A 26,001-nucleotide genomic window follows, 5' to 3' on the forward strand; every position below is an offset into this window, starting at 1 on the left:
GCCACCTCGCGCCCGTCGTCGCTGCACAGCAGCAGCGGCAGGCAATCGGCGGTCAGCACCGCACACACCACGTCGGGACAGTCCGCATAGCGGGCATCGGCCACCACGCCAGGCGGCGCCAACGGACCGGCCACCTCGGTGCCATGCACCTGCGACAGCCAGGCCGGCGCTCGCGCCAGTGCCAGCGCCTCACACAACAAATCCCGGTTGCGCGCCACCGCCTGCGGCCGGTCGCCGACATGGTTGCCCAGGTTGAAACTGCCGTACGGTGCCCGGCTGCAGCCACCCGCCCGCGTGGTGCTGGCGGCCCGCACATTCGGCGGCAAGGGCCAATCCGGAGCGAACACCCCCGGCTCAGGCATCGACCGCCTGCGCGTCGTGCTCGAGCGCCGCCAGCAGGGCGGCAAAATCCGCCGGCAACGGCGCTTCCAGCTCCAGCAATCGACCATCCCGCGGATGGCTCAACTCCAGCCGCCCCGCATGCAGCGCCTGACGCCGAAAGCCAGTCAGTGCCGCGACCAGCTGCGGGCTCGCCCCCTGCGGCAGGCGAAGACGCCCATAGGTGGGATCACCGACCACCGCATGGCCGATGCTCGCCAGGTGCACGCGAATCTGGTGCGTGCGGCCGGTCTCCAGCAAGACACGCAACAGCGTATGCCGGGCAAAGCGTTGCGCGATGCGGTAATGCGTCACCGCCTCGCGCCCGCCGGCGGCGACCGCCATCCGCGTGCGGTCCGTCCGATGACGGCCGATCGGGTCATCCACCGTACCGCCGGAAATCAACGGCCCCTGCACCAACGCCAGGTACTCGCGATGGATGGCACGCTCGGCCAGCTGTTCCACGAGGTGCTTGTGGGCCGGCAGCGTGCGCGCCACCAGCAGCAACCCGGTCGTGTCCTTGTCCAGCCGGTGCACGATGCCGGCCCGCGGCACCTGTGCCAGCGCCGGGTCGTGATGCAGCAGCGCGTTCATCAGCGTGCCGGCCGGATTGCCGGCCCCCGGATGCACCACCAGTCCGGCCGGCTTGCTCACCACCAGCAGGTCGGCGTCCTCGTGAACGATGTCGAGCGCGATCGCCTCGGCGACCGGGCCGCCCTCGGCCGGTTCTTCGGCCGGGCTCACCCGCACCTGTTCGCCGCCGCGCAGCCGCGCGCTTGGCGTCGCGGGCGCCCCGTCCACCGTCACCCGACCGGCGCGCACCCACTCCTGAAGACGGCTGCGCGAGTAGTCCGGCAGCAACCGCACCAACACCTGGTCCAGACGCCGGCCCGCCAGTTCAGGGGGTATTTGATATAGTTCGCACGCTTTCATTTGCCGCGTCCTGCCGTACCGGCCACCATTCTACGGTGCGCCGTCCGGCATCCTGTCGAGAAGAGTCCGTGCTGCCATCATCTCGTGTCGGCCTGCGTCTGTGTTGCCTTGCGCTTGCGGTCCTGCTGGCCGCCTGTGGTGGTGATCCCGCCACCAAACGCAGCGAGGACCGCACCGAGGGCTGGTCGGTCGAAAAACTCTATTCGGAAGCGCGCAAGGCAATGCTTGAGGGCGGCTTCATGGAGGCCATCGACCTCTACCAGAAGCTCGAGGCCCGCTACCCGTATGGCGTCTATTCGCAACAGGCGCTGATCGACGTGGCCTACGCCTACCACAAGAACGGTGACGCAGAACTGGCCATCGAAGCGGCCGACCGCTTCGCGCGCCTGTATCCGCTCCACCCCAATGTCGAGTACGCCTATTACCTGAAAGGCCTCGTGCATTTCCGGCGCGACGTGTCGATCCTCGAAAAGTGGCTGCCGCAGAACCTGGCTGCCCGCGACATGAGCAGCGCCCGTCAGGCCTTCGACGAGTTCGGTCAGCTGCTGCGCAGCTTTCCCGACAGCCGCTACGCAGCCGATGCCCGCCAGCGCATGGTCTACCTGCGCAACCAGCTGGCCGAGCACGACATTCTGGTGGCACGCTACTACCTTGAACGCGGTGCCTACGTGGCGGTCGCCAGCCGGGCCCGGCACGTGATCGAAGCCTATCCGCGCAGCCAGTTCATCCCCGAAGCGCTGGAGTTGCTGGTCACGGCGTACCGTATCCTCGAGCTGGACGCGCAGGCATCCGATGCGCTGCGCGTGCTGAACCTGAACTACCCGGACCACCCAGCCACCGAACGCGCCGGCAAATTGGCCAGCGCACAGTAACGCCGCCCGACGCGGCGAGGAGCAAGCCGCCATGTGGGACTTCTTCCAGACCGTGCGCCACCGTCACTCGGTGCGCCGCTACCAGCCGGACATGCCGGTTGAGCCGGAAAAACTGCACGCCATCCTGGAGGCCGTGTCCACTGCGCCATCGGCCGGCGACCTGCAGTCCTACCACGTGTTCGTGCTGACGGCGCCCGATGCCCGCGCACGCCTGCAGGAAGCCGCGCCGGACCAGACGTTCATTGGCGAGGCACCGCTCGCAATGGTGTTCTGCGCCGACCGCGAACGCCCGCGCGAGCGCTTCGGCGAGCGCGGCAGCGCGCTGTTCGCCACGCAGGACGCCACCATCGCCGCCGCCTTCGCCCAACTGGCCGTGGTGGCCGCCGGCCTCGCCTCGGCCTGGGTCGGCCGCTTCGACCGGGACCGGGTCTGCGCGCAACTCGAACTGCCTGCCCACCTGGACCCGGTGGCCATCATCAGCGTCGGCTACCCGGCCGAGCTGCCTGCGCCCACGCCACGCCGGCGCCTGGACGAGATCGTCACGCGGCTGTAGTTCAGCGAGGCGCCCCTCGGCGCCGTCGCAGTCGGTAATCGATCTGAGCCCGACTGACGCCCAGGAGGCGTGCCGCCTGCGCCACGTTTCCCGAGGCGCGCTCGAGGGCAAGGTCGACGAAGGCCTCGCCAAGATCCGACAGCGACCAGCTCTCGTCCAAGAGCGTGCTCAACACCTGCGCAGCCGCGCCGGTCGCGCCATCGGCGTGCGCGGCCATGTCGCCCGCCCCCGCGCCGTGCCGCAGCCCCGCCAGCGGCCTGAAGAACAGCTGCGCCACATCGATAGGCTGCTGATCGGGCGTCAGAATGACCGCGCGCTCGATCAGCTGCTCCAGTTCGCGTACGTTGCCGGGATACGAATGGCGCATGAGCGCCTGCAGCGCCGCGGTGGTGAATCCGGACACGCTGCGCCCATGCACGTGCTTGTAGCGATTCAGAAAGTGGCCGATCAACAGCGGAATGTCGTCGCGCCGTTCCCGCAGCGGGGGAATGCGCACCGGGAACGTGGACAACCGGAAGTACAGGTCCTCCCTGAAGCGCCCATCACGCACCGCGGCTTCCAGCTCCTCGTTGGTTGCCGCAATTACGCGGACATCGACGCGCTTCAGGTGCTCCCCGCCCACACGTTCGATCTCGCGCGTCTGCAGTACCCGCAGCAGTTTGCTTTGGGACGCATACGGAAGCGTCCCGATTTCGTCCAGGAAAAGCGTCCCGCCATCAGCCCGCTCAAACCGGCCGGCACGCGACCGCGTCGCACCGGTATAGGCACCCCGCTCGACGCCGAACAGCTCCGCCTCGACCAGGCTGTCCGGAAGCGCGGCGCAGTTGACCGCCACGAAGGGGCCATCGCAACGGGTGCTGATGCGGTGCAGGGCGCGGGCGAACAGCTCCTTGCCTACGCCGGTCTCTCCCAGGAACAGGACGTCGACACGGGTGGGGGCCACCCGCTCGACCAACTGGAAGGCAACCGTGAACCCCGGCGACGCACCCACCAGATCCGGATCATCGCTGGCGGTGGCCGTCTCGCCACCGGCCGCGAATCGGTTGATGAGTTGATGCGGCCGCGAATAGTCGAGTTCCGACGCCTCGTCCCCCCAATCCGCCACCGTGCGGCCAACCACCCGACACACCGCGTGACCACAGGCCTGGCACTCGACCTCCCGGAACGCAACCGGCACGCCCACCAGCGCGGAAGCATAGGCATTCATGTAACCGACCAGGCTGTGGCAGACCGGCGCCGCGGACAGGCCCAGATTGGACAGATAGAAATCGGCGTCCAACGACTGCGTCCAGCTGATACTGGCGCGAAACCGGCCACGTGCGGCGTCGATGTCCACATCAACATCGCCCGCCTGTGCCACGCCGACGATGCTCAACATCGACAGTGCCTTGGAGAAGCTGTCGGCGCCGACCTGCTCCGTGCCACGGCTGAGCAGCAGCGCGGCTGAATTGGTGCCCGCCGTATAGCCCATGCGCATGAACGCGCGGCGCGCCGCCTCCGGCCCCGCATCTTCCAGCAGCGCGCGCGCCAGCACCTGATAACTCGACGGGTAGAACAGCAGCACCCGCTGGTCCCCCAACCACGCGCCGCCGCCCCCGTCGGGAAGCCACAGCATGTCGTGGATGTCGCACAAACCCCGAGCGACGTCACCCCCATCCGACCGCGCTGGATGCGGTCGCTCGCCAGCGGACACCTTCGTCATCGTTCCCCTCCTCCACCGCGTGGGCGAATGTCTGTAATTTCCGCACGGCGCAGTAAAGAATCTCGGAATTTTCCGACCCCGAGACCCAAGCCACCGAACGAAATAATATTTTCTTTTTATATAACAGTGGCTTGTGAAACCATCCCGGACTGGCACACGCCCTGCAATTACTCCAGAAAAACGACCGGCGCGTGACAACCGTCAGCGCACGGCCAACACAAGAGTGCGCAAACACCGAGTCATCAGCAACGGAGGGGAGCGATGGCGATCACCCACAAGCGGGCCTTTGGCATGGGTTGGGCCTGTGTGCTGGTGCTGGGCACCGGACACACCGCGACGGCAGCCGAGTACGCCCTGCACGGCTACGTTCGCGAATATCTGTCACTCAACCTGGAAGACAAGCCGGAGCCCAACGCTCACGGCGACTCCATCGGTGGCGCCGGACAACTGTCCATGGCACGAACCGTCCTCAAGCTCGACGCGGACGCCCGGTTCGATTCCTTCTACGTGAAGGCCGTCGGTCGCTTCAGCCGGGAAAACCGCACCCCGTACCTCGAAGAGCTTGAAAAAGCCGCGCAATCCGGCGCCTTTCCCGGCGGCTCGATAGTGAAAGACCAATATAACGAGGAGACGCTGCGCGAACTCTATGTCGGGTTCGACATCGGCCCGTCTGCCCACCTGGTCCTGGGCAAACAGCAGGTCGTCTGGGGCGAATCGGATTTTTTTCGCGCCACCGACGTGATCAACGGCTACGACCTGCGGTGGCGCGCCATCGAGCGCGAAAACGAGGAAACCCGCAGTCCGCTCTGGATGGCCAACCTGATGCTGTCCGTGCCCTATACCGAAGGACAGCTGCAACTGATCTTCCGGCCCGGCTGGGATCGCGCCCGCGACGTGATCACGCAACGCGACCTGTTCGGCGGCCGCGATGCCGGCGCCGGCTACAGGGGCGTCAACAGCCTCGGGAGTGCGCCCAACAACTTCGACAACCCGGCCGGTGACACGGACGACGCGAACTACGGTGTTCGCTGGACGCACAGCCTGTTCGACCATGCACTGGATTACTCCCTGCTGTACTACCGCGGACTCAACCGCGAGGCGATCGTCAACTCCGCCGGAATCGAGGCATCCACGATCAGCGTCGCCAACCCGCTGGGCACCGCGGTCACCCCCGTCGGCGGCATGCCGGCGAATGGCATATCCGAAATCATCTATCCCAAGATAGATATCTTCGGCTTGACGTTTACATCGGACATTTCCAGCCAGTCGTTGGTGCTCCGCGGCGAGATCGCCTACGTCCCCAACCAACCGTACAACGTCGGCACGGACTTCAACCTGGCATTGCCAGGCGTCTTCTTTGGCGGACCACCGGGTTCGGCCGTTCCACTCGGCACTGTCCCGGGATTGGGGGGAATCATCGAGAAACCCACGCTGCGGCCGATGATCGGGTTCGACAAAACGGTTCGGTGGACACAGAACCTCCTGAAAACCCAGCGACCAAGCCTATGGACAGTCGAGGTATTCGACCAGTGGATACTCGACTATGACCGGGACGACGACATTGTCGAAGTATTCGGATACGGCGCGGCGGCACGCGAACACCAGCCAATCTTCACGTCCACCCTGACACTGAATTACGACCACGACCACATCAACCCCAGCATTGCCATTCTTTACGACATGAATTTCGGCGACGCCATTCTGATCCCCGCCATCGACATAAAGTTTGGTGATCACTGGCGCTTTTATGCCGAAGCAACCCTCAACCTACCCGCCCACGGGGTAAAGAAGCGACAGTCGGAAGTGGAAAACGACACACACCTGCTGGGCCTGGGCGGCAACAACAGCCAACTGCTGCTGCGCGCCACCTATCAGTTCTGACACAGCCACCTAGCGCGTGGGCACCGACACCAAAAAAACCAAGACGGACCGCCCTGTCAAGGAGAAACGACACATGACTCGCACGTTCACGACACTCTTTCTTGCCATCGGCCTGGGGCTGGGAACATCCGTGGCGGCCGACCTGCCCGCCGGGACCGTCATCAACGCCAGCAACATCGACGACATGTTGCCGCAATCCTTCGACGGGCACGTCATCGGTGACGTAATGCCCCTGTCCATGCAGTTCCTGGTGCGCAACTATGCCCTTCAGATCAAATTAAAGAAAATTCAAAAGCAAGAGATAGACCCCAGCTATTACGAGGCAACGGCAAAGTACTCCGGGCAGGTCAGGATCGACCCTGACACCAAGTTGCTCAGCAATTACGTGGCTGGCACACCCTTTCCAACCATCGACCCCGACGACCCACTGGCCGGCTACATGGCCATGTGGAACAGCTTCTACTACTACGCCGTGTCAGGCCCGTCGCTGGACGGTGACTACGATCAATTGCTGATTGACGGGAAGAAGGGGCTGGACCAACACCAGACCTGGCACTTCACCAACCTGCCGATGGTCGGGCGAACGCTGGAGCCCCATGTGATCGGCGATGGCAAGATCGCGAAAAAGGAAATGGTTTACGTAAAGGCACCCTACGACGCCAAGGGGTTTGCCCTGCTGACACACCGCTACACGGACGGGCGCCTTGACGATACCTGGGGATATATCAAGACAATCCGCCGGGTCCGGCGCTTTTCCTCTGGCACCTGGATGGACCCGGTAGGGGGAAGCGATCTGCTCTACGACGACATCAACGCATTCAATGCCAACCCAGCCTGGTACAAGGACTTCAAGTACCTGGGTCGCAAGTACGTTCTGGGAATGCAACTTGAAGTGCCACAGGCCATACGCGACGCCGACGACAAGGCCGGCGAGTTTCCCTACGTCGACCTGAATAACTGGCCGCACTGGAATCCGATTCAAGAGTGGGGCCCGGTGCCGGTCGACATGGTGGAAGCGATTCCGCCCGACCACCACCCCTACAGCAAGAAGATGTACTACCTGTCAGTCGACTACCCAGGCTTTGGCCGCTACATGGAGGCTTACGACAAGAGCAACAAGCTGTGGAAGGTGGACATGCTGGCCCCCGGCGCGGCCCGGGACGCCCAGGGACGCAGCTGGATAACCCGCTACGCCGTACACATGATCGATGTGCAGCGCGAGCACGCGACCGTTGCGATAGGCTGGGACGTCACGCCTGCAGACATCGATCCGGACGACGTTACGGTCGAGGCACTGACAAGAGCGGCACGTTGAGCACCACGCCCACCCTACGCCGCCGGCACCCGGCGCCAACCGACGCACCGTGGTCAGCCGTCTATGCGGCCCGACCCGCGGGCCATCCACAGGACACACGTGGCAGGACGCGCGCATGAATCAGCCGACCGCCCCCCTCGCGTTCACCCACTGGGGCCTTTTCCATCCGCAGGTGGACACCGGCCGGGTCGTCGGCCTGCGACCGTTTGCCGCCGACCCGCACCCGGTCGAGTTCGGGCAATCACTCATCGACGCCGTGCACAGCCCGCTGCGCATCACCCAGCCGATGGTGCGCGAAGGCTGGCTCGCGCATGGGCCGGGCCCCGGACGGCGCGGCGGCGAGGCGTTCGTGCCGGTGACCTGGGATCGTGCCCTCGACCTGGTGGCCCGCGAGGTGGAACGGGTCCGCAACGCGCATGGCAACACCAGCATCTATGCCGGGTCATACGGCTGGGGCAGCGCGAGCACCGTCAACCACCCGGCACAGCTGCTCCACCGCTACTTGAACCTCCTCGGCGGCTACACGGACAGCGTCGGCAACTACAGCGCCGGCGCCGCGTTCTACATCCTGCCGCACGTGGTCGGTGGCCTGGAGGCCATCGTGATGCCGACCGACTGGCGCGCGCTGGTCGGGCACACCGAACTGCTGGTGACCTTCGGCGGGCTGCCACTCAAGAACGCGCAGGCGGACCTGGGCGGCGCGGCGGTGCATGAAACCCCCTCGTATCTGTCACAGCTCGCCCGTCGCGGTGTCGAGTGCGTGCTGGTCAGCCCGCTGCGTGACGACCTCGGCGACGCGTTCCAGGCGCAGTGGCTGCCCGCGCGGCCGAACACCGATACCGCGATCATGCTGGCCCTGGCCCATACGCTGTACGCGGAAGAGCTCTGGGACCGCGATTTCGTGCAGCGCTACTGCGTCGGCTTTGAACGCTTCGAACCCTACCTCACGGGGCGCGCCGACGGTCAGCCGAAGGACGCCGACTGGGCAGCGGCCATCAGCGGCATTCCCGCGGACGCCCTTCGCACGCTGGCGCGGCGCATGGTGACGCGACGCACGTTGATCAACTGCTCCCTGTCCGTGCAGCGCCAGCACCATGGCGAACTCGCCTACTGGGCGCTGGTCACGCTGGCGGCCATGGTGGGACAGATCGGCTTGCCCGGCGGCGGCTTCGGCTGCGGCTACGGCACCGGCGGCACCGGCGCGCCAAGACGGCATTTCCCGGTGCCGCGGCTGCCGGCCGGGCGCAACCCGACCGGCGCCTTCATCCCGGTCGCGCGTGTCTCGGACATGTTGCTGAACCCGGGCGGCAGCTGCCAGTTCAACGGCCAGGACATTCCCTACCCGGATGTACGGCTCATCTACTGGGCAGGCGGCAATCCGTTCCATCACCACCAGGACCTGGGCAAGCTGCTGCGCGGCTGGCAACGGGTCGATACCGTGGTCGTCCACGACGCCTGGTGGACGCCCGTCGCACGCCACGCGAATATCGTGCTGCCGTGCGCCACGACGCTCGAGCGCGATGATCTGTCCAGCGCGCTGCTGATGAGCGACCGATACATCGTCGCCAACCGCGCGGCCATCGCGCCGGTCGGCGAGGCGCGGGCGGAATTCGACATCTTCGCCGCGCTCGCCGAGCGAAGTGGTATCGGCGAAGCGTTCACCGAAGGTCTGGATGCCCCTGGCTGGCTGCGCCGCGTGTACGAAGAGGCCCGCACCGGCGCCGCGCGCATGCAGGTCGAGTTACCCGATTTCGACAGCTTCTGGGAAACCGGCTATGTGGAAGTGCCGGCCAAACCCGAGCCCCATGTGATGCTGGCGGGCTTTCGAAACGACCCGGATACCCACCGCCTGCGCACGCCGTCGGGACGCATCGAGATCTACTCGGAAACCATCGCCGGCTTCGGCTACGCCGACTGTCCGCCGCATCCCGCCTGGCTCGAACCGGCCGAGTGGCTCGGCAGCCCGCTCTCGGCGCAGTATCCGCTGCACCTGGTCACCAACCAGCCGCGCACGCGCCTTCACAGCCAGCTCGACATGGGCCGCGTGAGCCGGGCGAGCAAGATCGCCAACCGCGAACCGGTGTGGATGCACCCCACAGACGCGGCCGCACGCCACCTGGCCGAAGGCGATGTGGTCCGCGTACAAAGCCCGCGCGGCAGCTGCCTCGCCGGCCTGCACATCACCGACCTGGTACGACCAGGCGTGGTGCAACTGGCCACAGGGGCCTGGTACGACCCGGCCGAGCCGGGCGCGCCCGACAGCCTGTGCAAGCACGGCAACCCGAACGTGCTGACGCTCGACATCGGCAGCTCCGAGTTGGCGCAGGCGCCCAGCTCGCAGACCACGCTGGTCGAGGTGACGCGCTGCGACGACCCGCCGCCGGTGACCGCGTTTGAGCTGCCGCCGATCAGGCCACCGGCGGACTGACCGGCACCGGCCGCCACAGCACCAGCGCGCACAGCGCCGCCACGGTCGCCACCGAGGCCCAGGCGCTCACATAGCCGAGGCCGTCGGCCAGCGCACCGAACGCCACCGGCCCCAGCACGAAGCCAACCCAGGCGACGTTGATCAGCAACCCGACCGCGGTGCCGGCCAGGGCGATGCCGACCGACTCGGCAATCACCACCATCAACAGGCCCTGCCAGCCCATGGCGCAAAAGCCGTAGAGCAGCCCGATCATCCCCACCCACCACGGCCCGGCGGCGGCCGGCAGCAGCGCCAGCGCGGCGGCCGCCAGCGCCGTCAGCGCCATCACCAGCGCCAGACAGCGGCCACGGCTGCGGGCGAAGAAACGGTCGGCGATCACGCCCCAGGCGACTCGGCCCACCGCCGCGGCCAGCAGGACGCCACCGAGCAGGCTGCCGGCCAGCGCCGCCGGCACCTGCTGACGTTCGGTCAGGAACAGCACGAAGAACGTGGTCATGGCGATCTGCGCGTAGGCGATGAACGGTGCCAGCAGCAGCAGGCGCACGAAGGGGCGGTTGCGCAGGAACTGGCCGGCCACGGCGCGCAGCCCCGGCCGCACCCTGCCCGGCGCGGCATCGGCGCCGAGCGGCGCTTCCCGGTACAGCCCGCCGCTGGCCAGGGCGGCGATCGCCACCACGGCCGCCACCAGCAGCACCGCCGTGCGCCAGCCAAGCCACTGCGCCAGCCCCGGCAGTGCCACGGCGGCCAAGGCCGCACCCAGCATGTTGCCGGTCTGGCGCAGGCCCATGGCGGTGGCCCGCCGCCGCGGCGGGAACCAGTGCAGCACACCGCGCGCACCGACCTGGTTGATGGCGCCGTTGCCCAGGCCACACAGTCCGGCCAGCACCGTCACTGCGGCCAGCGTGCCGGCGCGGCTGAGCAGCGCCAGCGGCACCGCCATGGCCAGCAGGCAGGCCAGCAGCAGCCAGCGCCCGTCGATGCGATCGGCCAGCACGCCGGCCGGCAGCGCCATCAGCGCACCCACCACGTAGAAGGCCGACTGCACCGCACCGAACTGCGCCTTGCTGACATCCAGTTCCGCCACCATGAACGGCGCCAGCGGCCCCCACAGATAGGCGCCGGACGACATGGCGACCTGGCCGGCGATCAACAGCGCCAGCATGGTCCAGGCGTTGCGCCAGGCCACGGTCAGGGGGCGGGCCAGGGCAGACGGGCGGGATCGGCACGCAGGCCGTCACGCAGGCTGGCCTTGGCGATCTTGCCAGTGGCGCCCTTGGGCAGTTCGTCCAGAAACAGCACCGCCTTGGGCTGCTCGAAGCGGCCCAGGCGCGGCTTGCAGAACGCCTGCAGTTCCTCGGCGCTGGCGTGCTGGCCGGGCTTCAGGCTGACGATGGCCACCACCGCCTCGCCCCAGTCCGGATGCGGCGCGCCGACCACCGCCACCTCGCGCACCGCCGGGTGCTCGGCCAGCACTGCCTCCACCGTCACCGGATACACGTTGTAGCCGCCGGTGATGATCAGGAACTTCTTGCGGTCGGTGAGGTACAGGTAGCCGTCCGCATCCAGGCGGCCCAGATCGTGCGTGCGCAGCCAGTCACCGCTGAACAGCTCGGCATTCTCGTCCGGACGGTTCAGGTAGCCCGGGGTATTGACCGTGCCCTGCACCCAGATCTCGCCCACCTCGTCCGGGCCGAGGGCCTCGCCCTGCTCGCTGCGGATCGACAGGTCCACGTGCAGGGCCGGACGGCCACAGGAGGTCAGCAGCTCCGGGCGGCCGTCGAGTGCCCGCAGGTGGTCCTCGTGCTGCAGAAAGCTCAGCCAGCCGGCAGTGGCCTCGGTGAGCCCGTACAGCTGGATCAGCTCGCAGCCGAGCTGGCTCATGGCGGTGCGGATCAGCTGCGGGGTGGCCGGCGAGGAGCCGTAGCTGACCATGCGCAGCGCCGACAGGTCATGGTGGCCGGCGGCGTGCTGCTCGAGCACCCGCTGCAGCATGGTGGGCACGAAGATGCCGGTGGTGGCGCGGTGCTCGGCCAGCAGCTCCAGCGCCCGTGCGGCCTCGAAATCGCCGTCCGGCAGCAGCACCGTCATGCCGTTGACCAGCCCCAGCGAACCACACAGCAACGGCACACCGGCCATCGGAAACGGCGCGAAGTAGATGTCCGACTGGCGCAGGCCCAGCATCAGGCTCGAATACACCAGCGCGTCACGCACGCCGCGCTGCGTCCACAGCGCCCCCTTCGGCAGCCCGGTGGTACCGGTGGTGTAGCTGATGGCGACCAGGTCATCCTCGCCCAGCGCGGGCAGGGTGGCCGGCCGATCGGCGGCGGCCAGCAGCGTCTCGTAATCCAGCGGCAGGTCGTGACCGGCACCGAAGCCGATCAGGATCAGCCCGGCCCGGCGCAGGGCGTCCAGCTCGCCCGCCAGCAACGGCACGCAGGAGGCCTCCACCAGCAACACCCGGGCCGACGAGTCGTGCAGCAGGTGCAGCATCTCGCGCGGCGCGTAACGCCAGTTGATGCCCACGCGCAGGGCACCCAGTTTCAGGCACGCGAACCAGTGCTCGATCACCTCCACCCGGTCGTGCGCCAGTACGGCGCACACCTCGCCCTTGCCGACGCCGAGCCCCTGCAGGGCCGCCGCCAGACGGTCGGCGCGGCGGTCCATGTCGCCCCAGCTGCGACGGCGCCCGCCGTCGATGAAGGCCGGCTGGTCGGCCAGGGCGGCGCCGGCCCGGCGCAACAGATCACGCGGCAGGATCATGCCTGTCTCCTCCTACTGTTTATTTGCGAACGATAGCCCGCATCCGGCTGTCTACAATGGCCGGATCGGGCGAAGCGAGGAGGGTAACGCAATGAAACGGCTGACCGGATGGCTGCTCGCCGCGCTGCTCGGCGGCACCGCGGCCGCGGACGACACCTTCGAGCAACGCTGCGCACGCTGGCTGCCGCAGCCGCTGGCACCCACCGCGGACACCGGCGTGGTGATCGTCGACGCCGCACTGCGCGCCTACGTACCGGCGGAGTTCGACATCGAGTACGGCCGCGCCACGCTGACCGGCATCGGCACGGGCCTTGGCACGCACACCAGCGACTACCAGTGCATGCGCTTCGTGGTGATTCCGGGACTGACGCCCGGACGCTACCGGCTGAGCGCGCTGGAAGGGCAGATCAGCAGCCTCACCCTGTCGCAACGCTTCCTGTTCCCGATGCCCGGCGACGGCTACCAGGTGGTCAACCCGCACGACTGGCGCGAGGGGCCGCAGCGCTACCGCGTGCAGCCGCCGCGCACGCCGGCACTGGAAGTGGAGGTCAAGGCCGGTGCGGTGAGTTACCTCGGCCTGCTGGAGGTGGTGCGCAGCCGCGGTTCGATATATGCCGTCACCGTGCAGCGCCGGGACGACCCAACACGCGCGCAGGCGGCCGTTGACCGCCTGTACCGGCTGGCCGGCCTGGCGCCGGCTACAGGTGCCAGTCCGCCGGCAGCTGCTCCACCGGCAGCGGCGGCACCGTGAGTTCCCGTGCCTCGCCACCGAGCGGCGTGAAGCGCACCGTCACGGCCGGCGCCTCGCGGCCCTGGCTGTAGCGGGCCAGAATGCGCGCCGCCAGCTCGACGTCGTCATCACCCAGGGTGCCGTCCACCAGCACCAGCGGCCCGCCGTGACTGACCGGTTCCAGGTGCGCGAACTCGCGCCGGTAGCCGGTCAGGAAGTTGTTCTCGCCGTCCTCGCGGGCGACGATCAGCTTGAAGTGCGGACGCGGGCGCAGGTGACGCCCCACCTTCAGCAGCATGATGTCGTCCAGCTCGTACTGCTTGCTGCCGCGCGACTGCCACAGGTCGGCCAGCTTGTGGCTGTAGTTGGGGTCGGTCAGGAAACAGCAACCGCCGGCCGGCTGCGCCCAGTCGCTGAAACCGAACTGCGCCGCCAGTGCCTGCTGCGGCTTGCGGCTGCGGCCGTTGAAGTCGTACAGCCGCTCGCGGTCCACCCAGCCCTCGCGCTCGGGCAGTGTCTCGGGCAACAGCTTGGCGCACAGCGGCCGCAGCAGGCGATCGAAGGCCCCCGATTCGCGGGCCACGATGGGCATGGTCTGCTTGCGCTGGGACATGGGCCGCTGGCCGATGACCTCGCCGGTGATGATGAAATCGAACCCGTTCTCCTCCATCCAGGTGCGCGCCTGACCGACCATGAACCCCTTGCAGTCCAGGCACGGGTTAAGGTTCTGCCCATAGCCATGCTTGGGGTTGATGACCACCTCCTTGTACGGCTCGATGACATCCACGATGTGCAGGCGGATACCCAGCTGCTCGGCCACCCACAGGGCGTTGTTGCGCTTGGGCTTGGCGCGGTCCTGGCGCCGGATGGCGTGCGTGTGCCCCTCGACGCAGAAACCGGTGAAAAAGTTGATGCCCTCGACATGGATGCCCTGCTCGAGCATCACCTTCGCGGCAAGCATGGAATCGAGACCACCGGAAATGAGGGCAACGGCTTTGCGGGCAGACGTCATGACAGGCAACAAGCGCAGCGGGGGAACCGGATATGGTAACGCCGCCGCAGGCGACCGGCGGAAACACCATGACTAAGCCCCGACTGGCCCTGGCCGCAGCGGCGCTGCTGGCCATCGTCGGCGGCGCGCTACTGTGGCAGCGCGAACCGCCGCCGGCGCTGCCGGACGGCTACCGCACGGTGGCCGTGCAACGCCGCGATCTCACCGAAACCGTCACCGCCCAGGGCAAGCTCGAACCGAAGTCCTACGTCGACGTCGGTGCCCAGGTGTCCGGCCAGCTCAGCCGGCTGCACGTGGCCATCGGCGACGTAGTCGAGAAAGGCCAGCTGATCGCCGAAATCGACCCGCGCCTATACGCCGCCCGGGTGGCCAGCGACCAGGCGCGCATCGCCGCGCTGACCGCCCAGCTGGCGCAGCAGCGGGCCCAGCGCGACAACCTGCGCCTGGTTTACCGGCGCAACCGCGAGCTGCTGGCCGAGCGCGCGGTGAGTCAGGAACAGTTCGAGCAAAGCCACGCCGACCTGCGCGTGGCGGAGGCGGCGGTCGACGCCATCGCGGCGCAGATCGAGGAAGCCCGCTCCACCCTCGAGGGCGACCGCACCAACCTCGGCTACACCAAGATCTACGCACCGATGACCGGCACCGTGGTCACCCAGACCTCGCGCGAGGGCCAGACCCTGAACGCCAACCAGCTGGCGCCGGTGATCGTGCAGATCGCCGACCTGGACACCATGACCGTGCGCGCCCAGGTGGCGGAAGCCGACGTCATGCGCATCGGCGTCGGCACCGGCGCCGAGTTCACCACCCTGGGCGCGCTCGACCGGCGCTGGCAGGGCACCGTGCGCCAGGTGCTGCCGTCGCCGGAAGTCATCAACGAGGTGGTGCTCTACAACGTGCTGGTGGACGTCGACAACCGCGACCGCCAGCTGATGAACGGCATGAGCACGCAGGTGTTCTTCATCCTCGGCGCGGCCGACCAGGCGCTGTCCATCCCTACCGCGGCGCTCGGCGCACGCCAGCCGCAGCAGGACCAGGACGGCACCCAGGCCTACGAGGTTCAGGTGCGCGACGGCGACCGGCTGGCCGCGCGCGTGGTGCAGATCGGCCTCCTGTCGCGCGAGTGGGCGCAGGTACGCGACGGCCTCGCCGAGGGCGAGCAGGTGGCCGTGCCGCAGGCCGGTGCGGCGCCGGCCCGGCCGCGACGCAGCTTCTTCTGATGCCGCTGCTGGAACTGACCGACATCGCCCGCCACTACGGCGCCGGCAGCGGGCGCGTGGTGGCGCTCGACGGCGTGTCGCTGACCATCGAGGCCGGCGAGTTCGTGGCCATCATGGGGCCGTCCGGCTCCGGCAAGAGCACGCTGATGCACATCATCGGCTGCCTGGACCGGCCCGACGGCGGCAGCTACCGGGTGCACGGGCGGGACGTCGCCAGCCTGGATGCCGACGGCCTGGCGGCGCTGCGCCGGCAGACCTTCGGCTTCGTGTTCCAGCGCTACAACCTGCTGCCGGGCGCCAGCGCCCAGGCCAACGTGGAAATGCCGGCCATCTACGCCGGCCTGCCGCGGGCCCGGCGCAGCGCCCGGGCCCGTCAGCTACTGGAGGAACTGGGCCTGGGCGAGCGCGCCGGTCACCGGCCGAACGCGCTGTCCGGCGGCCAGCAGCAGCGCGTGGCCGTGGCCCGGGCGCTGGTCAACGACCCGCCGGTGATCCTGGCCGACGAACCGACCGGCGCCCTCGACAGCCGCAGCAGTGCCGAGCTGATGGCCCTGCTCGAGCGCCTGCACCAGGCCGGGCGCACGGTCATCGTGATCACCCACGACGCCGCCGTGGCGGCGCATGCCCAGCGCGTGGTGCAGATCGCCGACGGCCGCGTCGTGGCCGACCAGCCGGCGGCCGATGCCCGCCCCACCCCCGTGCTGCCACCGGCCGACACCGATGGCGCCGCCGTGGTGCCGGAGCTGGGCGAGGCCGCGCGCATGGCGCTGCGCTCGCTGCGCGCCAACGCCCTGCGCACGCTGCTGACGCTGCTCGGCATCGTCATCGGCGTGGCGTCGGTGGTGGCCATGCTGGCGGTCGGCGAGGGCGGCAAGCAGCGCGTGCTGGGACAGATCACCGCCATGGGCACCAACCTCATCATGGTGCGCCCGGGCGCGCCCGGCATCCGCGGCGGCGGCGACGTGGTGACCCTGGTGCCGGACGACGCCGCCGCCGTGGCCGGCCTGCCCAATGTCGAGTACGTGCTGCCCGAGCGCAGCGCCCGCCTGACGGTGCGCGCCGGCAACGTCGACTACCAGACCACCGTGCAGGGCAGCGACGTCACCCTGCCGGCGGTACGCGACTGGCCGGTGGCCCACGGCAGTTTCTTCAACGCCCGCGACCTGCGCAGCTACGCGCCGGTGGCGGTGCTCGGACAGACCGTGGCGCGCACGCTGTTTCCCGGCGGCGGCGATCCGCTTGGCCAGTACATCCTGGTGCGCAACGTACCGTTTCAGGTGATCGGCGTGCTGGCCGAGAAAGGCGCCTCCACCTGGGGCGGCGACCAGGACGACGTGGTGCTGGTGCCCATCACCACCGGCTTCGTGCGCCTGTTCGGCCGCCCGTACCTGAACACGCTGACGGTCAAGGTGGCCGACCTGGCGGTCATGGACACGACGCAGGACGCCATCCGCCGGCTGCTGCTCGAACGCCACCGCACCGAGGATTTCAGCGTGCGCAACCTGGCCTCCATCCTCGATGCCGCCGACGCCGCCTACGACACCCTGACCCTGATGCTCGGCACCGTGGCCGCCATCTCGCTGCTGGTCGGCGGCATCGGCGTGATGAACATCATGCTGGTCAGCGTTACCGAGCGCACGCGCGAAATCGGCATCCGCATGGCCACCGGCGCGCGCATGCGCGACATCCTGCTGCAGTTCAACACCGAGGCCGCGGTGGTGTGCACGGTCGGCGGACTGATCGGGCTCGGGCTCGGCTTCGGCACCGGCCTGGCGCTGCGCGCCGCCGGCCTGCAGGTGATCTTCGCCGCCACGCCGGCGCTGCTGGCCTTCCTGTCGGCGGTCGGCACCGGCCTGCTGTTCGGCTACCTGCCGGCGCGCAAGGCGGCGCGCCTGGACCCGGTCACCGCCCTGGCGGCGGAGTGACGGCGCCCTGCCCCGGAGGCCCGTGACCGCTTCGGGCGCTCAGGACGGCCAGCCGGCCAGCAGGCCCTGCAGCGCCGCACACAGCGCCCGCGGCGAGTCCAGCGGCAGGTGGTGGTGGCCGTCGGCAATGGCGAACATCGGCCAGCCGCGCCGCTGTGCCAGCGCCTGCATGTAACGGCGCACCGGCGGCGCAAACACGCTGCTGCGCTCGCCGTAGATGACGGCCAGCGGCGTTTGCAGCGCCTCCAGCTCCCGCCACGACTCGTGCACGTCGAAGTGCCTGAACAGCGCGTCGTCGAACTTCCAGCTCCAGCCGCCGCGCATCGGCGCCACCGAGTGATGCGCCACGTACTGCAACAGGAACGGCTGCGGGCACGGCTGCTCCGGCAGCAGGAAGTACCGCCCGACGGCCGTTTCGTAATCCGGACAGATGGTCTTGGGCCGGTACGGCGCCTTGGTCGGGTCGAACGGGGACGGCTCTTCCGGCGGGTACACCGGCGAGTCCAGCATCACCACCCCGCGCACACGCCCGGCGTGCCGCAGGCCGGCGGTCAGCGCCACCGAACCGCCCAGGCTGTGGCCGACCAGCACCGTGTCCGGCCCCAGGCCGGCGTGCGCCATCACGGCCATCACGTCGTCGCTGAACAGGGCCGTCGAGTAGCGCGCGCGGTGACCGCTGTCGCCCATGCCGGACAGGTGAGGCGCCACCACGTGGTAGCGGTCGGCCAGCCGCGGGGCGATGAAATCCCACCAGTTCGCGTGCGCCATGGCGCCGTGGATCAGCACCAGCCCCGGCCGGCCCGGCTCGCCCCAGCTGCGGTAGCTCAGGCGGGCGCCGTCGCGTTCGACCTGCGCCTGGGTGACCGGCACGCGCAGCGCCTCGGCCACCCAGGCCGGCGCAGCGGCGGCGTCCGGCGGGCGGACAGTTGTGTTCATGCAGACCTCCTCAGGCAGCCGTGCGGCGGACACGGCGTGGTTGTTCTCGTATCCGCGCATTATCGCCGCCAGCCATACCGGCAGGCCGTTGATACGGATTTTTCAACGGCCTGCTAGCGCGTGCGGCGGATGGCCCTGGCCCCGTCCGGCGATGGCAGCAGGTCGGCCAGCGTGTGCTGGTCCAGCTGCGCCAGGAAGGCCCGCGTGGCGTCACCCAGCACGCCCGCCAGGCCGCAGTCCGGCTGCAGGCGGCACCGGCTGCGCGGGGCATCGAAGCACTCCACCAGGTCGAAGCCCGGTTCGGTGGCACGCACCACCTGGCCGATGTTGATGTCCTGCGGCGCGCGTGCCAGGCGCAGGCCGCCCTGCTTGCCGCGCTGGGTGGTCACGTAGCCGTGGCGGCCGAGCCAGTGCGCCACCTTGACCAGGTGATGGCGCGATAGGCCGTGCCAGTCGCTCAGCTCGGCCACGGTCACGCGCCGCTGCGGCTCGCGCGCCAGATGCAGCAGCACGCGAAAGCAGTAATCGGTGAAGAGTGTCAGCTGCATGGGCGGGACTCGAACGGCGCGGCAGCCATTATCCGGTGATCCGCCCGACCCACCGGGGGCATTTCCTGACGCCCATCAAGGCCGGCCCTATTGATGTATCCACAATGCAACTTAAAAGCGCCGTGCCGCGCGTCCCGTCACCCGCCCTCAGGAGAGCCCCATGTTTTGTTACCAGTGCGAACAGACCGCCCGCAGCCGCCGTGGCGACGGCTGCGCCCACACCGTGGGCACCTGCGGCAAGGATGCCGTCACCGCCGACCTGCAGGATCTGCTGATCTACCTGCTCAAGGGCGTGTCCATGTACGCGCACCGGGCGGCGGAACTGGGCGCGCGCGACCGCGGCGTCGACGTGTTCGTGATCGAGAGCCTGTTCACCACGCTGACCAACGTCAACTTCGACCCGGCCCGCTTCGAGGCGCTGATTGCCCGCGCCACCCAGATGCGCGACCGCGCCCGGACCTGCTACGAGGCCGCCTGCGCCGACGCCGGCCGCACGCCGCAAGCGCTGTCCGGCCCGGCCGCCTGCGATCCCGGCCACGCCCTCGACCAGCTGCTGGCCAGGGCTGGCGACGGCGCCATCACGGTCGGCCTCGATCGTGACGGCGCCGACGTGGTGGGCCTGCGCGCGCTGGTGCTGTATGGCATCAAGGGCGCGGCGGCCTATTTCGAGCACGCGCACGTGCTCGAACAGGACGACCCGGCCATCTACGCCGAGTTTCACCGGCTGCTGAACTTCCTGGCCGGGAACCCGTCCGGCGTGGACGACCTGCTCGGCCGCGCGCTGGAGGTCGGCGCCCTCAACTACCGCGTGATGCAGCGCCTGGATGCCGCCGCCACCGAGCGCTACGGCCACCCGCAGCCGACGGTGGTGCGCACCACCCCGCGGGCCGGCAGGGCCATCCTGGTCAGCGGCCACGACCTGCGGCATCTGGAACAGATCCTGGAGCAGACCGCGGGCCTGGGCATCGACGTCTACACCCACGGTGAGCTGCTGCCGGCGCACGGCTACCCGAACCTCAGGCGCTTCGCGCACCTGGCCGGCAACTACGGCACCGCCTGGCAGAACCAGCACACCGAGTTCGCCGACTTCCCCGGCGCCATCGTCATGACCTCGAACTGCCTGATCGAGCCGCAGCCCGCCTACCGCGCGCGCATCTTCACCAGCGGGCCGGTCGGCTGGGCGGACATTCCGCACATCGGGGACGGCGACTACCGGCCGGTCATCGACGCCGCGCTGGCCGCGCCGGGCTTTGCCACCGACGCCGAGCCGCGCCACGTCACCGTCGGCTTTGCCCGCCACAGCGTGCTCGACGCCGCGCCGCAGGTGGTCGAAGCGGTCCAGTCCGGCGCGCTGAAGCATTTCTTCCTGATCGGCGGCTGCGACGGCGCCAGGCCGGGCCGCAACTACTACACCGAGCTGGCCGAGCAGGTACCGCAGGACTGCGCCATCCTGACGCTCGGCTGCGCCAAGTACCGCTTCAACGACCAGGACTTCGGCGACATCGGCGGCCTGCCGCGGCTGCTGGACGTCGGCCAGTGCAACGACAGCTACTCGGCCATCCAGATCGCGCTGGCGCTGGCGGACGCCTTCGACTGCGGCGTCAACGACCTGCCGCTGTCGCTGGTGCTGTCGTGGCTGGAGCAGAAGGCGGTCGCCGTGCTGCTGACGCTGCTGCACCTTGGCGTGCGCAACATCCGCCTGGGACCGAGCCTGCCGGCGTTCCTGACGCCGCCGGTGCTGCAGGTGCTGGTCGACACGTTCGGTCTCACGCCCATCGGCGAGCCGACCGCCGACCTCGACGCCATGCTCAGCGCCGCCTGAGCGCCACGGGCCCGGCGGCCGCGGCGCCGCCGGGCTGCACCTACGGCGCGGCCGGCTCGGTCAGCGTGAGCAGGATGTCGGCGTACCAGGCGCAGTTCAGGCCGAGCGATTCGTCCAGCTGCAGGTCACGGCTGCCGATGTCCATGCGCGCGGAGTGCACGCCCAGCAGCGCCCACGGCAGCGGGCTGCCGTCGTCCGGGCGGCGCATCACCACCGGCGCGCCGCTGATGCCGCGGTGCGTACGGCCGTCGGTCAGGAAATATCCCTGCCCCTGGAAACGCAGCCCGAAGGCCGAGGCAATGCCCGCACGCCGCGCCACCGGCAGGTGGTGCAGGGTGTCGTGGAAACCGAGCGGAAAGCCCACCACCAGCACCGAGGTACCGACCTCGATGTCGGCCAGCGAATCCTGCAGGTGATCCGGCGTGAAGGCACACAGCGGTGCGTCCGCGCCGAGCGCCTGGCGGTCCAGTTCGATGGCCGCCACGTCCACCTCGCCGCCGCCGTCGGTGCCCTGCCGCCACAGGGGCGCGCCGTCGTTGTAGAGCGGCACCGACAGCACCGTCGACTGCGCCAGGTTCTGCGGGTTGTTGTGGTACTCGATCCGCAGGTGGCTGGGCACGTGCCCGCTGGGCGCGTCGATTACCACGTGCCGGCTGGTGGCCAGAAACACCCGCCCGTCGCGCTCGAAGAAAAACCCGCTGGCACCGGACAGCGAGCGCTCGCCGTCGAAGGTGGACACCTGCACCGTGGTCAGCAGCAGTGGCTCGATCATGCCCGGGAACCTCGAAGTGGGGGGTGGCTCAGGCATCCTGGCCGGCCTGGGCCGACCAGCGCCAGTCGCGCACCGCCGGCATGTCCTCGCCGTGCACGACGATGTACTCCTTGTGCTCGATCAGCCGGTCGCGCATGGCCTGCTTCAGGTACGCCGCCCGGTAGCCGAGCTTCGGCACCCGGTCGACCACGTCCATCACCAGGTGGAAGCGGTCGATGTCGTTGAGCACCGCCATGTCGAACGGCGTGGTGGTGGTGCCTTCCTCCTTGTAGCCGCGCACGTGCAGGTTCGGGTGATTGGTGCGCCGGTAGCACAGGCGGTGGATCAGCCACGGGTAGCCGTGGAAGGCGAACACCACCGGCCTGTCGGTGGTGAACAGGCCGTCGAAGTCGCGGTCGCTGAGGCCACTGGGATGCTCGCCGTGCGGCTGCAGCGTCATCAGGTCCACCACGTTGACCACCCGCACGCGCAGCTCGGGCACCTCGCGGCGCAGGATTTCCACCGCCGCCAGGGTCTCGATGGTCGGCACGTCGCCGGCACAGGCCAGCACCACGTCCGGACCGCTGCCGTCGTCGTTGCTGGCCCACTCCCAGATGCCGATGCCGGCGCTGCAGTGCTTGATGGCAGCGTCCATGTCCAGCCACTGCGGCGAGGGCTGCTTGCCGGCGACGATCACGTTCACCCGGTCGCGCGAGCGCAGGCACGCGTCGGTCACGTACAGCAGGCTGTTGGCGTCCGGCGGCAGGTACACGCGCACGATGTCGGCCTTCTTGTTGACCACATGGTCGATGAAGCCCGGGTCCTGGTGCGAGAACCCGTTGTGGTCCTGCCGCCACACGTGCGAGGTGAGCAGGATGTTCAGCGAGGCGATCGGCCGGCGCCAGTCCAGCCGGCGGGCCACCTTCAGCCACTTGGCGTGCTGGTTGAACATCGAATCGACGATGTGGATGAACGCCTCGTAGCAGGAAAACAGCCCGTGCCGGCCGGTGAGCAGGTAGCCCTCCAGCCAGCCCTGGCAGGTGTGCTCGGACAGGATCTCCATCACCCGTCCGTCCGGCGTCAGGTGATCGTCGTAGTCGAACCGCGGCGCCTGCCAGGCGCGGCCGGTCACCTCGAACAGCGCGCCCAGGCGGTTGGACTGCGTCTCGTCCGGTCCCATGACGCGAAAATTGCGCGCCGCCAGGTTCAGGCGCATCACCTCGCGCAGGTAATCGCCCATGCGCCGCGTGGCCTCGCCGGTGTCGGCCCCCGGTCGCTGCACCGCCACGGCGAAGTCGCGAAAGTCCGGCAGGCGCAGCTTGCGCAGCAGAAGGCCGCCGTTGGCCTGCGGGATCATGCCCATGCGCCGCGCGCCGGCCGGCGCCAGGGTGCGCACCGCCTCGCACGGGCGGCCGTCGGCGTCGAACAGGTCTTCCGGCCGGTAGCTGCGCAGCCACGCCTCCAGGCTGTGCACGTGCCCGGGATGGGCATCGAAGTCGGCAAACGGCACCTGGTGGGCGCGCCAGTAGTCCTCCACCCGCAGACCGTCGATGGTGGCCGGGCAGGTCCAGCCCTTGGGCGTGCGCAGCACGATCGCCGGCCAGCGCGGCAGCTCGCGCACACCGTCCACCCGGGCGCGCTGCTGGATGGCCCTGATGCGTCCGATGGCGTAGTCCAGCGTCTGCGCCATCTGCCGGTGCATGGCCTCGGGCTCGTGCCCTTCCACGAACAGCGGCTCGTAACCGTAGCCGCGCAGCAGCGCCGCCAGGTCGGCGGTGTCGATGCGCGCCAGCACGGTCGGGTTGGCGATCTTGTAGCCGTTCAGGTGCAGTATGGGCAGCACCGCGCCGTCGCCGACCGGGTCCAGGAACTTGTTCGAGTGCCAGGCGGCGGCCAGCGGGCCGGTCTCGGCCTCGCCGTCGCCGATCACGCAGGCGACGATCAGCTCCGGGTTGTCGAAGGCGGCACCGAACGCGTGGGCCAGCGAGTAGCCCAGCTCGCCGCCCTCGTGGATGGAGCCGGGCGTTTCCGGCGCGCAGTGGCTGGGCACGCCGCCCGGAAACGAGAACTGCTTGAACAGCCGCCGCATGCCGGCGCGGTCCTGCGACACGTCCGGGTAGATCTCGCTGTAGCTGCCCTCCAGCCACGTGCACGCCACCAGCGCCGGGCCGCCGTGACCGGGCCCGGTGATGTACAGCATCTGCAGGTCCTTGTCCTGAATCTGGTGGTTCAGGTGGGCGTAGATGAAGTTCAGGCCGGGTGTGGTGCCCCAGTGGCCGAGCAGGCGCCGCTTGATGTGCGCACGCTCCAGCGGCGCCTCCAGCAGCGGGTTGTCGAGCAGGTAGATCTGCCCCACCGACAGGTAGTTGGCGGCGCGCCACCAGGCGTCGAGCGCGTCCAGGCGTTGGCTGGACAGGGTGGTGGGCGTTGCGCCCGCCAGGGTGATGTCGTTCATGACCGCTCACTCCGCTGTGCTGCACTCGGAGCACCCGACAGTGCACCGCCACCCACCATAACGCCGGGCGGCAACGGGTCGTATGACAGAAATCACTCGCCGCGGCCTCGCCGGGCAAGGGTGAGCGGTCGGCAAAAATGCGGAAGGCGGAAACGAAAAAAGGGCCCGAAGGCCCTTGTTCCGTCGTGTCCTGGCGGACACTGAATCTGGTAGGCGCGATTGGACTCGAACCAACGACCCCCACCATGTCAAGGTGGTGCTCTAACCAACTGAGCTACGCGCCTAAAAAGGGCGCGAACCATAGCACAGCGCCGGCCACGCCGGCAATGCGTCCGCCGCGCCACGGTCCGGCGTACGGTGCGCACGTCCAACGAGGGGAGATGCCATGACCGACACCCAGTTCCTGCTGCCCGAATCGTCCATCCCGGACCACTGGTACAACGTGGTGGCCGACCTGCCGCGACCGCCCGAGCCGCCGCGCGCGCCGGACGGCAGCGCCTTGACGCCGCAGGCGCTCGAAGCCCTGTTTCCGCCGGCGCTGATCGCGCAGGAGATGAGCACCCAGCGCTGGGTGCCGATACCGGACGCGGTGCGCGACATCTACCGCCTGTGGCGGCCGGCACCGCTGTACCGCGCGCACCGCCTGGAACGGGCGCTGGATACGCCGGCACGGCTCTACTACAAGTACGAGGGCGTCAGCCCGGCCGGCTCGCACAAGCCCAACACCGCCGTGCCACAGGCCTGGTACAACGCCCAGGCCGGCGTGCGGCGCCTGACCACCGAAACCGGTGCCGGGCAGTGGGGCTCCTCGCTGGCCATGGCGGGCCAGATGCTGGGCGTCGACGTGCGCGTGTACATGGTGCGCGTCAGCTACGACCAGAAGCCGCACCGCCGCTCGATGATGCAGACCTGGGGCGCGGAGGTCATCGCCAGTCCCAGCCCGCACACCGCCGCCGGCCGGGCGGTGCTGGAATCGCAGCCGGAGTCGCCGGGCGCGCTCGGCATCGCCATCAGCGAGGCGGTGGAGGAAGCCGCCGCCCGCGCCGACACCAACTACGCCCTCGGCTCGGTGCTGAACCACGTCATGCTGCACCAGACGGTGATCGGCCTGGAGGCCAGGGAACAGATGGCCCTGGCCGGCGACTATCCGGACGTCGTCATCGCCCCCTGCGGCGGCGGCTCCAACTTTGCCGGGCTGGCGTTTCCCTTCGTTGCCGACAAGGCGGCCGGCCGCGCCGTGCGCCTGCTGGCGGTGGAGCCGGCCTCCTGCCCCACGCTGACCCGCGGCGCCTACGCCCACGACTACGGCGACACCGCCGGACTGACGCCCATCATGCGCATGTACACCCTGGGCCACGACTTCGTGCCGCCGGGCATCCACGCCGGCGGCCTGCGCTACCACGGCAGCGCGCCGCTGGTGGCGCAGCTGGTGCACGAGGGCATCGTCGAGGCACGCGCCGTGCCGCAGCTGGCCACCTTCGAGGCCGGTGTGCTGTTTGCCCGCAGCGAGGGCATCATCCCGGCGCCGGAATCGAACCACGCCGTCCGCGCCGCCATCGACGAGGCCCTGGAAGCCAGGCACAGCGGCCAGCCGCGGGTGATCCTGTTCAACCTGTCCGGCCACGGCCACTTCGACATGGCCTCGTACGACCGCTACTTCGCCGGCGAGCTGCGCGACTACGACTACCCCGAAGCCGCCATCGCCGACGCCCTGCAGCGGCTGCCGACAGTGCGCTGACCGGCAAGAAAACACCGCCGGGCGGGCACACAGCCGTGCCCGCCC

20 protein-coding genes and 1 tRNA gene are annotated in these 26,001 nt (G+C 69.1%); 10 read left to right on the forward strand and 11 right to left on the reverse strand.

The window, feature by feature from the left end; all coding sequences use genetic code 11:
- Both ABYX71_RS02325 and rluD read right to left on the reverse strand, forming a co-directional pair.
- The coding region (locus ABYX71_RS02325) for a polyphenol oxidase family protein (protein ID WP_372694538.1) at window positions 1–326 on the reverse strand (326 nt) is incomplete at its 3' end.
- Between the two features lie 28 nt (window positions 327–354).
- Window positions 355–1,311 carry a 23S rRNA pseudouridine(1911/1915/1917) synthase RluD gene (rluD, locus tag ABYX71_RS02330; RefSeq protein ID WP_372694540.1) on the reverse strand — a complete coding sequence of 319 codons (957 nt, stop codon included), beginning with the start codon at window positions 1,309–1,311 and terminating at the stop codon, window positions 355–357.
- A 68-nt stretch (window positions 1,312–1,379) separates the two neighbouring features.
- On the opposite strand from rluD, the gene ABYX71_RS02335 reads away from it, so the two are divergent.
- Entirely contained in the window at window positions 1,380–2,183 is an 804-nt protein-coding gene (locus ABYX71_RS02335; protein ID WP_372694542.1) for an outer membrane protein assembly factor BamD, read from the forward strand.
- A gap of 31 nt (window positions 2,184–2,214) precedes the next feature.
- Window positions 2,215–2,736, forward strand: coding sequence for a nitroreductase family protein (locus ABYX71_RS02340; protein WP_372694544.1), 522 nt, complete (start codon window positions 2,215–2,217; stop codon window positions 2,734–2,736).
- Window position 2,737: 1 nt separating this feature from the next.
- Here ABYX71_RS02340 and ABYX71_RS02345 read toward each other — a convergent pair whose 3' ends face one another.
- Window positions 2,738–4,438 carry a sigma 54-interacting transcriptional regulator gene (locus ABYX71_RS02345; RefSeq protein ID WP_372694546.1) on the reverse strand — a complete coding sequence of 567 codons (1,701 nt, stop codon included), beginning with the start codon at window positions 4,436–4,438 and terminating at the stop codon, window positions 2,738–2,740.
- A gap of 261 nt (window positions 4,439–4,699) precedes the next feature.
- Here ABYX71_RS02345 and ABYX71_RS02350 point away from each other — a divergent pair, with 261 nt between their 5' ends.
- The 3 genes from ABYX71_RS02350 (at window position 4,700) to ABYX71_RS02360 (ending at window position 10,062) form a co-directional block, all read left to right on the forward strand.
- The gene (locus ABYX71_RS02350) at window positions 4,700–6,319 is read left to right on the forward strand and encodes a DUF1302 family protein (RefSeq protein WP_372694548.1); all 1,620 of its coding nucleotides are present in this window, start codon (window positions 4,700–4,702) and stop codon (window positions 6,317–6,319) included.
- A 73-nt stretch (window positions 6,320–6,392) separates the two neighbouring features.
- On the forward strand, window positions 6,393–7,634 hold the full coding sequence (locus ABYX71_RS02355; RefSeq protein WP_372694550.1) for a DUF1329 domain-containing protein: 1,242 nt from the start codon (window positions 6,393–6,395) through the stop codon (window positions 7,632–7,634).
- Between the two features lie 115 nt (window positions 7,635–7,749).
- Window positions 7,750–10,062: a molybdopterin-dependent oxidoreductase gene (locus tag ABYX71_RS02360; protein ID WP_372694552.1), complete on the forward strand. Its 2,313-nt coding sequence runs from the start codon at window positions 7,750–7,752 to the stop codon at window positions 10,060–10,062.
- On the opposite strand, the gene ABYX71_RS02365 is transcribed toward ABYX71_RS02360, so the two are convergent.
- Together ABYX71_RS02365 and ABYX71_RS02370 are read right to left on the reverse strand one after the other, a co-directional pair.
- Complete coding sequence (locus ABYX71_RS02365) at window positions 10,043–11,248, reverse strand: MFS transporter (protein ID WP_372694554.1); 1,206 nt, start codon at window positions 11,246–11,248, stop codon at window positions 10,043–10,045. The genes ABYX71_RS02360 and ABYX71_RS02365 overlap by 20 nt on opposite strands.
- Before the next feature lie 2 nt (window positions 11,249–11,250).
- A complete protein-coding gene (locus ABYX71_RS02370) occupies window positions 11,251–12,822 on the reverse strand; it encodes a class I adenylate-forming enzyme family protein (protein WP_372694556.1) in 1,572 nt (523 codons plus the stop codon).
- 91 nt (window positions 12,823–12,913) lie between these two features.
- On the opposite strand from ABYX71_RS02370, the gene ABYX71_RS02375 reads away from it, so the two are divergent.
- On the forward strand, window positions 12,914–13,573 hold the full coding sequence (locus ABYX71_RS02375; RefSeq protein ID WP_372694558.1) for a hypothetical protein: 660 nt from the start codon (window positions 12,914–12,916) through the stop codon (window positions 13,571–13,573).
- On the opposite strand, the gene ABYX71_RS02380 is transcribed toward ABYX71_RS02375, so the two are convergent.
- Window positions 13,521–14,564, reverse strand: a complete 1,044-nt coding sequence (locus ABYX71_RS02380) for a tRNA (5-methylaminomethyl-2-thiouridylate)-methyltransferase (protein WP_372694560.1) — start codon at window positions 14,562–14,564, stop codon at window positions 13,521–13,523. The genes ABYX71_RS02375 and ABYX71_RS02380 overlap by 53 nt on opposite strands.
- A gap of 68 nt (window positions 14,565–14,632) precedes the next feature.
- Between ABYX71_RS02380 and ABYX71_RS02385 the strand changes: the two genes are divergently transcribed.
- A complete protein-coding gene (locus ABYX71_RS02385) occupies window positions 14,633–15,781 on the forward strand; it encodes an efflux RND transporter periplasmic adaptor subunit (protein WP_372694562.1) in 1,149 nt (382 codons plus the stop codon).
- On the forward strand, window positions 15,781–17,706 hold the full coding sequence (locus tag ABYX71_RS02390) for a MacB family efflux pump subunit (RefSeq protein WP_372694564.1): 1,926 nt from the start codon (window positions 15,781–15,783) through the stop codon (window positions 17,704–17,706). Before ABYX71_RS02385 ends, ABYX71_RS02390 begins: the two co-directional genes overlap by 1 nt.
- 39 nt (window positions 17,707–17,745) lie before the next feature.
- Here ABYX71_RS02390 and ABYX71_RS02395 read toward each other — a convergent pair whose 3' ends face one another.
- On the reverse strand, window positions 17,746–18,642 hold the full coding sequence (locus tag ABYX71_RS02395; protein ID WP_372694566.1) for an alpha/beta fold hydrolase: 897 nt from the start codon (window positions 18,640–18,642) through the stop codon (window positions 17,746–17,748).
- Window positions 18,643–18,755: 113 nt separating this feature from the next.
- The gene (locus ABYX71_RS02400; RefSeq protein WP_372694568.1) at window positions 18,756–19,190 is read right to left on the reverse strand and encodes an Rrf2 family transcriptional regulator; all 435 of its coding nucleotides are present in this window, start codon (window positions 19,188–19,190) and stop codon (window positions 18,756–18,758) included.
- Between the two features lie 160 nt (window positions 19,191–19,350).
- On the opposite strand from ABYX71_RS02400, the gene hcp reads away from it, so the two are divergent.
- Window positions 19,351–21,012 carry a hydroxylamine reductase gene (gene hcp / locus ABYX71_RS02405; RefSeq protein ID WP_372694570.1) on the forward strand — a complete coding sequence of 554 codons (1,662 nt, stop codon included), beginning with the start codon at window positions 19,351–19,353 and terminating at the stop codon, window positions 21,010–21,012.
- 40 nt (window positions 21,013–21,052) lie between these two features.
- On the opposite strand, the gene ABYX71_RS02410 is transcribed toward hcp, so the two are convergent.
- The 3 genes from ABYX71_RS02410 to ABYX71_RS02420 all read right to left on the reverse strand — a co-directional run bounded on the left by ABYX71_RS02410 (window position 21,053) and on the right by ABYX71_RS02420 (window position 24,502).
- On the reverse strand, window positions 21,053–21,784 hold the full coding sequence (locus tag ABYX71_RS02410; protein WP_372694572.1) for a trypsin-like peptidase domain-containing protein: 732 nt from the start codon (window positions 21,782–21,784) through the stop codon (window positions 21,053–21,055).
- Between the two features lie 28 nt (window positions 21,785–21,812).
- Window positions 21,813–24,218, reverse strand: a complete 2,406-nt coding sequence (locus tag ABYX71_RS02415) for a phosphoketolase (protein ID WP_372694574.1) — start codon at window positions 24,216–24,218, stop codon at window positions 21,813–21,815.
- A gap of 207 nt (window positions 24,219–24,425) precedes the next feature.
- A tRNA-Val gene (locus ABYX71_RS02420) sits at window positions 24,426–24,502 on the reverse strand.
- 101 nt (window positions 24,503–24,603) lie between these two features.
- Between ABYX71_RS02420 and ABYX71_RS02425 the strand changes: the two genes are divergently transcribed.
- On the forward strand, window positions 24,604–25,956 hold the full coding sequence (locus ABYX71_RS02425) for a TrpB-like pyridoxal phosphate-dependent enzyme (protein ID WP_372694576.1): 1,353 nt from the start codon (window positions 24,604–24,606) through the stop codon (window positions 25,954–25,956).
- Window positions 25,957–26,001: the final 45 nt, after the last annotated feature.

Source organism: Immundisolibacter sp., assembly GCF_041625615.1.
Classification (GTDB): Bacteria; Pseudomonadota; Gammaproteobacteria; order Immundisolibacterales; family Immundisolibacteraceae; genus Immundisolibacter.

Coding starts and splice junctions, on each gene's coding strand:
- rluD (WP_372694540.1), bottom strand. CDS start 1,311: ATGAAAGCGTGCGAACTATATCAAATACCCCCTGAACTGGCGGGCCGG.
- ABYX71_RS02340 (WP_372694544.1), top strand. CDS start 2,215: ATGTGGGACTTCTTCCAGACCGTGCGCCACCGTCACTCGGTGCGCCGC.
- ABYX71_RS02345 (WP_372694546.1), bottom strand. CDS start 4,438: ATGACGAAGGTGTCCGCTGGCGAGCGACCGCATCCAGCGCGGTCGGAT.
- ABYX71_RS02350 (WP_372694548.1), top strand. CDS start 4,700: ATGGCGATCACCCACAAGCGGGCCTTTGGCATGGGTTGGGCCTGTGTG.
- ABYX71_RS02355 (WP_372694550.1), top strand. CDS start 6,393: ATGACTCGCACGTTCACGACACTCTTTCTTGCCATCGGCCTGGGGCTG.
- ABYX71_RS02360 (WP_372694552.1), top strand. CDS start 7,750: ATGAATCAGCCGACCGCCCCCCTCGCGTTCACCCACTGGGGCCTTTTC.
- ABYX71_RS02370 (WP_372694556.1), bottom strand. CDS start 12,822: ATGATCCTGCCGCGTGATCTGTTGCGCCGGGCCGGCGCCGCCCTGGCC.
- ABYX71_RS02375 (WP_372694558.1), top strand. CDS start 12,914: ATGAAACGGCTGACCGGATGGCTGCTCGCCGCGCTGCTCGGCGGCACC.
- ABYX71_RS02380 (WP_372694560.1), bottom strand. CDS start 14,564: ATGACGTCTGCCCGCAAAGCCGTTGCCCTCATTTCCGGTGGTCTCGAT.
- ABYX71_RS02385 (WP_372694562.1), top strand. CDS start 14,633: ATGACTAAGCCCCGACTGGCCCTGGCCGCAGCGGCGCTGCTGGCCATC.
- ABYX71_RS02390 (WP_372694564.1), top strand. CDS start 15,781: ATGCCGCTGCTGGAACTGACCGACATCGCCCGCCACTACGGCGCCGGC.
- ABYX71_RS02395 (WP_372694566.1), bottom strand. CDS start 18,642: ATGAACACAACTGTCCGCCCGCCGGACGCCGCCGCTGCGCCGGCCTGG.
- ABYX71_RS02400 (WP_372694568.1), bottom strand. CDS start 19,190: ATGCAGCTGACACTCTTCACCGATTACTGCTTTCGCGTGCTGCTGCAT.
- hcp (WP_372694570.1), top strand. CDS start 19,351: ATGTTTTGTTACCAGTGCGAACAGACCGCCCGCAGCCGCCGTGGCGAC.
- ABYX71_RS02410 (WP_372694572.1), bottom strand. CDS start 21,784: ATGATCGAGCCACTGCTGCTGACCACGGTGCAGGTGTCCACCTTCGAC.
- ABYX71_RS02415 (WP_372694574.1), bottom strand. CDS start 24,218: ATGAACGACATCACCCTGGCGGGCGCAACGCCCACCACCCTGTCCAGC.
- ABYX71_RS02425 (WP_372694576.1), top strand. CDS start 24,604: ATGACCGACACCCAGTTCCTGCTGCCCGAATCGTCCATCCCGGACCAC.